Source organism: Pirellulales bacterium, from assembly GCA_019694435.1.
Classification (GTDB): domain Bacteria; phylum Planctomycetota; class Planctomycetia; order Pirellulales; family JAEUIK01; genus JAIBBZ01.
Map to the genome: position 1 here is coordinate 25,448 of JAIBBZ010000047.1, position 8,147 is coordinate 33,594.

6 protein-coding genes are annotated in these 8,147 nt (G+C 63.4%); 5 read left to right on the forward strand and 1 reads right to left on the reverse strand.

Annotation, left to right across the window (positions count from 1 at the left end; all coding sequences use genetic code 11):
* Nucleotides 1–44: 44 nt before the first annotated feature.
* The 5 genes from K1X74_21665 to K1X74_21685 all read left to right on the forward strand — a co-directional run bounded on the left by K1X74_21665 (nucleotide 45) and on the right by K1X74_21685 (nucleotide 6,293).
* Nucleotides 45–368: a metalloregulator ArsR/SmtB family transcription factor gene (locus K1X74_21665; protein MBX7168959.1), complete on the forward strand. Its 324-nt coding sequence runs from the start codon at nucleotides 45–47 to the stop codon at nucleotides 366–368.
* An 85-nt stretch (nucleotides 369–453) separates the two neighbouring features.
* The gene (locus K1X74_21670) at nucleotides 454–1,017 is read left to right on the forward strand and encodes a rhodanese-like domain-containing protein (protein MBX7168960.1); all 564 of its coding nucleotides are present in this window, start codon (nucleotides 454–456) and stop codon (nucleotides 1,015–1,017) included.
* Nucleotides 1,018–1,082: 65 nt separating this feature from the next.
* Nucleotides 1,083–1,760, forward strand: a complete 678-nt coding sequence (locus K1X74_21675; GenBank protein ID MBX7168961.1) for a YHS domain-containing protein — start codon at nucleotides 1,083–1,085, stop codon at nucleotides 1,758–1,760.
* On the forward strand, nucleotides 1,757–2,881 hold the full coding sequence (locus K1X74_21680; protein ID MBX7168962.1) for an efflux RND transporter periplasmic adaptor subunit: 1,125 nt from the start codon (nucleotides 1,757–1,759) through the stop codon (nucleotides 2,879–2,881). Before K1X74_21675 ends, K1X74_21680 begins: the two co-directional genes overlap by 4 nt.
* Before the next feature lies 1 nt (nucleotide 2,882).
* On the forward strand, nucleotides 2,883–6,293 hold the full coding sequence (locus K1X74_21685) for an efflux RND transporter permease subunit (GenBank protein ID MBX7168963.1): 3,411 nt from the start codon (nucleotides 2,883–2,885) through the stop codon (nucleotides 6,291–6,293).
* A gap of 39 nt (nucleotides 6,294–6,332) precedes the next feature.
* Here the strand turns inward: K1X74_21685 and K1X74_21690 are convergent, their stop codons facing one another.
* The gene (locus tag K1X74_21690; protein MBX7168964.1) at nucleotides 6,333–7,757 is read right to left on the reverse strand and encodes an ectonucleotide pyrophosphatase/phosphodiesterase; all 1,425 of its coding nucleotides are present in this window, start codon (nucleotides 7,755–7,757) and stop codon (nucleotides 6,333–6,335) included.
* Between the last annotated feature and the right edge of the window lie 390 nt (nucleotides 7,758–8,147).

Below are 8,147 nucleotides of genomic sequence, written 5' to 3' on the forward strand. Positions count from 1 at the left end.
GACATATCGAGATATGACGATATATTTGAGTGAAGGAGTTTCCCATGGCGATTCAGAAGACCAAAAAGCAGGCTGCCGCGGAATTGAGCGTCGACGCCTGGATGCAGGCGGCCGAGTGTCTCAAGACGCTGGCCCATCCCCATCGGCTGCGGATGGTGCAAATGTTGCTGCGCAACGCCTACACCGTGGGCGAACTGGCCGAGGCTTGCGGGATCACCAGCCCGATGGCCTCCGAGCACCTGAGGCTGATGCAGCGTTGCGGCCTGCTCGACTCGCGCAAGGAACAGCGTTTCGTCTATTACCGCATTGTCGAGCCACACCTCGGCGAACTGATGAGTTGCATCGAGGGGCGATTTGGCAAGGGTTGAGCCGCCTCTCTTTTTTCCCTTATATGTCGTTATGTATCGATATTGCGACACATACACCGAGTGACGTCAGACGAGGAGCTTTGAAATGGAAGCGACCATCACCCCCCAGGATCTGGCGAATTTGCGCGAGCGCGATGCGTCACTGACCTTGATCGACGTGCGGACCCCGCCGGAGTTCGACGCCATGCACGTGCCCTGGGCCAAAAACGTACCGCTCGACCAGTTGACCCTCGAGGCGTTGCGCGCCGCCGGCTGCACGACCCAGCACACGCTCTATGTCATCTGTCGCTCCGGCAGCCGAGGCAAGCAGGCGTGTCAGCGACTCGCAAGTTTCGGCTGCGCACAGGTCGTCAACGTGGCGGGCGGCACGCTCGCCTGGGATGCGGCCGGATTACCGCTCGATCGCGGCCTGCCGTCCATGCCGCTCGATCGGCAAGTGCGCGTGGTGATCGGTTCCTTGGTCGTGTTCGGCGCCGTGTTGGCCTTGGCCGTCGATGTGCGGTGGAGCTGGCTGGCTGCGGCCATGGGCGCCGGGCTCATCTATGCCGGACTGACGGACGATTGCCCGATGGCCAATCTGGTGGCAAAAATGCCCTGGAACCGTGGCCAACGTGCGACCGGCGAGGGGCCGCGCTGCACGACGGGTTAAGGGGCCTACCGCCCGAGCGTGCTGACGTTGCTTCAAGCGTGATCGCATCGCGAGGACATCCAGTCATGCAAGCGCCCGACCTCGAATCCCGTATCGCCCGGCGACTGCAAGAACACGCCGCCCAGCAGCAGCAGCGCCGGCAGGACGCCGCCGCCGAGTGCCGCGAGCGACAGCTGCAGCGCCAACGGTTCCAACGTCTAGGGCAGAAGTTGCTGGGCGACTTGATTGTCCCGCGCTTGCACCAGCTCGAACGTCATTTCGAAAACGCTACGGTGCAGACGAACGCCGGCGCCGATTTGATCCAGGCCGAATGCCGGTTCCAACACTCGGAGCGGTTTCCAGCCACCGCGCGACTGACTTTTGCTTGCCATCCCGATACGTCGATGACCCATTGGACGTTGACCTACGACCTCGATGTATTGCCGCTGTTTCTGTCATTCGTTCGCCACGACGAGCGCGTGGTCGACCTGGAGGCTCTCGATGCCGAGGATCTAGGACAATGGCTGAACGACAAGATCATGCATTGCGTCGATGTGTGCTTGCAGGTCGAGGCGAACGACCGGTATTCCGTGGGCGAACTGGTGATCGATCCCGTCTGTGGCACGCGATTCGATCGGCGATTGGCCGCCGCGACCTGCGAACTCCACGGTGCGACGTATTACTTCGTGTCGGAAAGTAACTGCCGGAGCTTCACCGAGACACCGGAGCGATACCAACCGCTTGCCAAGGGGGGCAGGTCATGAACGTCGAGTCTCTGCCCGCGAAATCGCAGACTGGCCGCCTGATGGCTGTCTGGCACAAGCTAAGCTTTGTGCTGCTGGCCCTCGGCATGGCCGCCGGCGTAACCTGGTTGCTGCTGTTCCTGGCCGGGGCGTTTGAGCGCAAGACCCCGACGGCGCCCTCTCCGCAACATGACTCGAATGCGGCGGGGCAAACGGTCGAAGTGCGCCTCGTTAAGCGTCCGCGCGAAGAAACGGCCGTCGGCACGGTGCGGCCGATTCACGAAGCCGCACTGGCCGCCAAGATTCTGGCACGTGTCGTCGAAGTCAACGTCCGCGCGGGCCAGGCGGTGGCCAAGGACGAGGTCTTGATCCGGCTCGACGATGCCGATTTGCGGGCACGGCTCAAGCAGGCCGAGGCCGCCGTAAACACCGCGCAAGCCGCGCTCGAACAGGCTCAAGCCGATTTCGATCGTGCGCGCCAATTGCGCGAGCAGCGCGTGAGCACGCAGGCCGAGTTCGACGCCGCTACGGCCACCCTGCGTTCCGCCAAGGCGGAGCTCGAGCGCCTCCGCGAGTCGTCCCGCGAGGCCGTCGTGTTGCTCGATTACGCCGTCATACGCTCGCCGATCACAGGCACGGTGGTCGACAAACGCGTGGAAGTCGGCGACACGGCGGTGCCCGGCCAGGTGCTGCTTTCGCTCTACGATCCGGATCGCATGCAATTAGTGGCCACCGTGCGCGAATCGCTGGCCATGACCCTGCAGGTGGGTCAGAAGATCCGCGTGCGGCTCGACGTCCTGAACTACGATTGCCTTGCGACCATCAGCGAAATCGTGCCCGAGGCCGAAACGGCCAGCCACTCGTTCACGGTCAAGGTAACCGGTCCCTGCCCGCCGGGGGTGTACAGCGGCATGTTCGGGCGCATCGTCCTGCCCTTGAGCGACGAAGAACTGGTGATGGTGCCCGCGACGGCCGTCCGCCGGGTCGGGCAATTGACGATGGTTGACGTGGCCACTGCCGGACGCGTCGTCCGGCGCGACGTCCAGTTGGGCCGCCGCTTTGATGACGATTACGAAGTGCTAGCGGGCCTCAAGCCGGGTGAGCAAGTGCTCGTGCCTGGCGTCAGTACTCAGGGTCGTTGAGATGGTACAGGCAACCGGCCACGAAGATCGCTCGACGGGTACCGGACACACGGACGTGCTGTCGCGCATCGTCCGAATATTCCTCGAGTCAAATCTCTCGATCATTCTGATCGTGTTTTCCTTGTTGCTGGGCGCAGCGGCGCTGTTTTTGACCGCGCGCGAAGAGGACCCACAGATCGTCGTCCCGTTGGCCGACGTTTACGTGCGATTTCCCGGGCGTTCGGCGGCCGAGGTGGAGCAGCTCATTGCGACGCCGCTGGAACGCGTGCTGTATCAGATCGACGGCGTCGAATACGTCTACAGCATGTCGCGCGACAATTTCGCGATCATCACCGTCCGGTTCTACGTCGGGCAGGACCGCGAGCGCAGCCTGGTCAAGCTGTTGACGAAGCTGAACGAAAACCAGGACCTGGTGCCTCCTGGCTTGGGCGGCTGGATCGTCAAACCGGTCGAAATCGACGACGTGCCGGTCGTCACCCTGACCCTGTCCGGCGCGAATCGCGACTCCTACACCTTGCGTCGACTTGGCGAAGAGTTGGTCGAGCGGTTGGCAGCGCTGCCGAAGGTATCGCGGGCATATGTTGTGGGCGGCGAACCGCGAACCGTTCACCTGGAGCTCTTGCCGCAACGGCTGGTCGCCTACGGCGTCAGCCCCTTGGAGGTTCAACGCGCGATCGGGCAGTCAAACGTAACCGAGTCGGCCGGCAGCTTTACGCAGGCTGATCGCGTGATCCACGTCGATGCCGGCCTGATGTTGGACAGCGCTGAGCAACTCCGCGAGATCGTGGTCGGCATCCACGACGACCGGCCCGTGTTTCTCAAAGACGTCGCCACCGTGCGCGATGGGCCGGCTGAGCCTGTCAACTATGTGCGGCATGGTTGGGGGCCGGCGCGCGGCTTTGCCGCGCACGCGGGGTCTGCCGGCACGCTGCTCGGTACGCACGCCGGGCCGCCCGCGGCCACCGAGTCCGCTACCTCCGCGGTGACGCTGGCATTGTCCAAGCAAAAGGGCGCCAATGCCGTGGCTGTCGCCGATTCTGTGCTTGCCGAGGCACAGCGCCTGCGGCACGAGATGTTGCCCGACGACGTCGAGCTGATCGTGACGCGCAATTATGGCCTGACCGCCAATGAAAAGGTCAACGAGCTGGTCGAGGCCCTGGGCGTGGCCATCGTCATCGTGATCGCATTGCTCACGCTGAGCCTCGGTTGGCGCGAGGCGCTGATCGTCGCGGTGGCCGTCCCCGTGGTTTTCGGGCTGACACTGGCGATCAACCTGCTGGCCGGCTACACGATCAATCGCGTCACGCTGTTCGCGTTGATCCTGGCGCTGGGGTTGTTGGTTGACGACCCGATCGTCGATGTGGAGAACATCACGCGACATTTCGAGGAAAAGCGCAAGGCGACGCGCGACATCGTGCTCGACGCCGTGGCCGAAATCCGGCCGCCGCTGATCAGCGCCACCTTGGCGGTCATCGTCAGCTTTCTGCCGATGTTTTTCATCACCGGGATGATGGGGCCGTACATGGCGCCGATGGCCCTGAACGTGCCGGTCTCGATGTTCATGTCGATGGTCGTGGCGTTCACCATCACGCCTTGGCTCAGCTATCACGTGCTCAAGAGCCGGTTCCACCGTCCGGACGAAGCGGGGCATCCCGCCGCTGTCGGGCAGCAACCTGCCTTGTACGACCCGGCCGTGGTGCAACAGTCGCGTTTGTATCGCTTGTTTCGGCCCTTGATGCTGCCGTTGCTGACTTCGAGATGGCGGGCCGGCGCGTTCTTGTTGGTCATCGGGCTGCTGACTCTAGGGGCGATGATGCTCGCGGCGACGCGCGCGGTGCCGCTCAAGATGCTGCCCTTCGACAACAAGAACGAGCTGGTGCTCATTCTCGATCTGCCGGAGGGGACAACGCTCGAGCGAACCAGCGCCGTCGCTCGCGACGTCGAGCGCGAGGTGGCCGGCCTGCCCGAGGTGACCGATTACACAAGCTACGTCGGCGTCGCCGGGCCGATTGACTTCAACGGTCTGGTTCGACACTACTATCTGCGCGGAGCACCTGAACAGGCCGAGTTGCGCGTGAATCTCGTCGGCAAGAAGCATCGGCAACAGCAAAGCCACGCGATCGGGCTCCGCGTGCGGAATCGCTTGACCGAGCTGGCTCAGCACCACGGAGCCGTGCTCAAGATCGTCGAATTGCCGCCGGGACCGCCCGTGCTGGCGTCGCTCGTGGCGGAGATCTACGGCCAGCCCGACCACAGCTACGAGCAGCTACTCGCCGCCGCGCGGACCACGGCCGATCGATTTCGCGCCGAGCCGGGAGTGGTCGACGTCGACGACGTGTATGAAGCGGCCGTCGAAAAGCTGGTCTTCAATGTCGATCAAGAGAAGGCGGCGCTCTCCGGAGTCAGTGCCCGCGACCTGGCGGACACCCTGCAACTCGCCCTGGGCGGTTCGGACTCGGAGACGTTGCGCGTCGAGGCAGAGCGACACCCGCTGCGGATCAACCTTCGCGTGCCGCGTTCCATACGATCGACCGAACACCAATTGAGCCAGATCTACGTCCGCGGTCGCGATCAGGCGATGGTGCCGTTGGCCGAGCTTGGTACCTGGACGACCGGCCGCGTCGGCCAGACCATTTATCACAAGAACCTGGCCCGGGTCGCGTATGTGTTTGCCGAAACCGCCGGGCGGCCGCCGGCCGATTGCGTGGTCGACATCCTAGGCGATCTCCAGGCTTCGACGCTGACCACGTCAACTCAAGCTCCTGCCGCAGCGCGCCCGGTGGCCGACCGGACGTTTATCGATCCGCGCGGCGGTGTGCCTTGGAGCCTGCCCACAGGCATCGCCGTGCGTTTCGCCGGCGAGGGTGAATGGAAGATCACGCTCGACGTGTTTCGCGACCTGGGGCTCGCCTTTGGCGCCGCGCAGGTGATGATCTATATCATCCTCGTCGCGCAGACCGGATCCTTCACGGTCCCGCTCATCGTGATGCTGGCGATTCCGCTCACCGTGCTCGGCGTCATGCCCGGGTTCTACTTCCTGAATTCGTTCCTAGGGCAACAGATCGGCGGATATGCCGATCCGGTGTATTTCACTGCCACGGCGATGATCGGAATGATCGCGCTGTCGGGTATCGTCACCCGTGATTCGATCATTCTGGTCGACTTCATTCAACTTGCGATGCGTAACGGCCGCACGCTGCTCGAGGCGATCCTGGAGAGCCGCGTCGTGCGGCTACGGCCCATTCTGCTCACCGCCGGCGCCGCGATGCTATCGAGTCTGCCGATCACGCTCGATCCCATCTTTTCCGGCCTGGGTTGGTCGTTGATTTTCGGCCTCCTCGCGTCGACGATTTTCACGCTGTTCGTGATTCCCATCACCTACTGGTTGGTCTACGCGCGCCGCGCGGGGTAATGCGCCGCTCGGGCTGCGGGGGCATATCGCGCGGCCGATTTATGGCGCGAGCAGTTCGTCGAGCGACTGGCCCGTGGCTTGCTTCAAGTCCAACTTGAGCAGGCGGGCCAACGTCGGCGCCACGCACGTATTGCTGACGAGATTCAAGCGCACGCCAGGCCGTATGCCGGCGCCCCAGGCGATCAGCGAGGCATGCAGGATCGGCAGGTGTTCGTCGTGGCCGTGCGTACCCTGCTTCTCCGGCTCCTCGACCAGGACGTCGCTTCCCGTGGCCTTCGCGGTAAACGCATAGCCATCGGCCGCAAACAAGATCATGTCCGGTGCGTGGGGATCGACACTCGGCTCCGCGACGCCGTGTTCGGACAATTGGCCGGGACCCGCAATCTTGCCGATACCGGGAACGTCGTCGAAGAACTTACGCAAGCGGGTGACAATGGCCTCGCGATGATCCGGATCGAGAATGTAGATCATGGCTGCGCCGCCTTGGACCACGGCGCGCACCGAGCCCCCGACGACCTGGTCGCCTTCGACGGTCGCCAGTCCCAAATTGCGCAAGGCGACGTTGGGCGCAAGCATGTGCTGAATCCGCGAAAAACCGTGGTCTGAGACGACGAACAACGTGGCCCTGCCGGGGAACTCGCGCTGCAGCGTCTCCCAGACGCCTTTCACCTGTCGATCGGCGTGCTCGATGGCCGCATAGGCTTCGGGCGAGCGCGGACCATGAACGTGCTCCATCGTGTCGACACGAATCAAGTGCAGCAGCGCGAGCTGTGGTCGATGCCGTTGCAAGATGTGTAGAAAGATGTCCAGAGCCGAGTCGTCCGACATGATCAACAGCTCCTTGCCCTTGGAGCGATCGAGCGTGCCGTCGGACCAGATGCCCGCTGCTTTGCATTCGGCCAACAGTTGCGGCGTCGTGAAACGATGCAGTTGTTCGACCGTACCGACCTCGGGCACCGTCCAATCCAGCGTGCTGGCATTGCGCGTGGCGGGCCAGCGCACGGCGGCCGTCTTCAGGCCCGCGGCGTGCGCGGCATCATATATCGTGGGCACTCGGACGATCTGCTCCTTGTCGAACTCCGGATCGAGAATCAGGGCCACCTCGCGCCGTTGCTCGCGATCGAAATAGGCGTTGCCGACGACGCCGTGCCCAGATGAGGTCGTACCGGTGACCAGGTTGGTGTGATTTGGCCAGGTGACCGTGGGAGCCGATGCCTGCATGGGTGCCCATGCACCTTGTTCGATCAAGGCCCGAATCGTCGGCATCTTGGCCTGAGGATCGTCCTCGTAAAACGCCGCCAGCCCATCGATGCTGACCAGGACCACGATCCGCTCGCTCGTCAGGCTGCTCGGCTCGTCGGCGCGTGTGCCAGGCGCGCAGAGCAAGGTGACGAAGCAAGTGACCAGGCAGGGAAGCGAAAGCATTGCGCGGCGCACGGCTTGGTACGAGCCTGCAGAATTCATGTTCGGCCCTCTTTGGCGTCGTGAACGAAAGTGATGACCGGGTGGCCAGCGGCTGAACCGGCCGTACTTCCCGGAGTGCGCACCAGATTACGGTCCTATGGCCGTTGAGCAACCTCCGGCCGCATCTCGAGACCTTCGTTCGGAATCGGGGCGTAGGTCCGCAACCCAGACCCAACACATTCGTCGCGCAACGCCAATGGATTTCGAACCTTAAGCCTAAACCAGAACTGCGAGGCGACCGTCCCCGACGAAGCAGTCCAGGGCAAGGGCGACCGACTCCCGGGCCGATGCATGGCTCACGCAGCGGTTCGTCCCGGCGCTCGAGGCACGCTCAGCCCGCTGCGACAAATCGCCCCGCAAGATAAATGGATATTGACATCCAGTTTTAGC

Bases quoted from the DNA above. Each gene is read 5' to 3' on its own strand.
- K1X74_21680 (MBX7168962.1), top strand. From the start codon at position 1,757: ATGAACGTCGAGTCTCTGCCCGCGAAATCGCAGACTGGCCGCCTGATG.
- K1X74_21685 (MBX7168963.1), top strand. From the start codon at position 2,883: ATGGTACAGGCAACCGGCCACGAAGATCGCTCGACGGGTACCGGACAC.
- K1X74_21670 (MBX7168960.1), top strand. From the start codon at position 454: ATGGAAGCGACCATCACCCCCCAGGATCTGGCGAATTTGCGCGAGCGC.
- K1X74_21665 (MBX7168959.1), top strand. From the start codon at position 45: ATGGCGATTCAGAAGACCAAAAAGCAGGCTGCCGCGGAATTGAGCGTC.
- K1X74_21690 (MBX7168964.1), bottom strand. From the start codon at position 7,757: ATGAATTCTGCAGGCTCGTACCAAGCCGTGCGCCGCGCAATGCTTTCG.
- K1X74_21675 (MBX7168961.1), top strand. From the start codon at position 1,083: ATGCAAGCGCCCGACCTCGAATCCCGTATCGCCCGGCGACTGCAAGAA.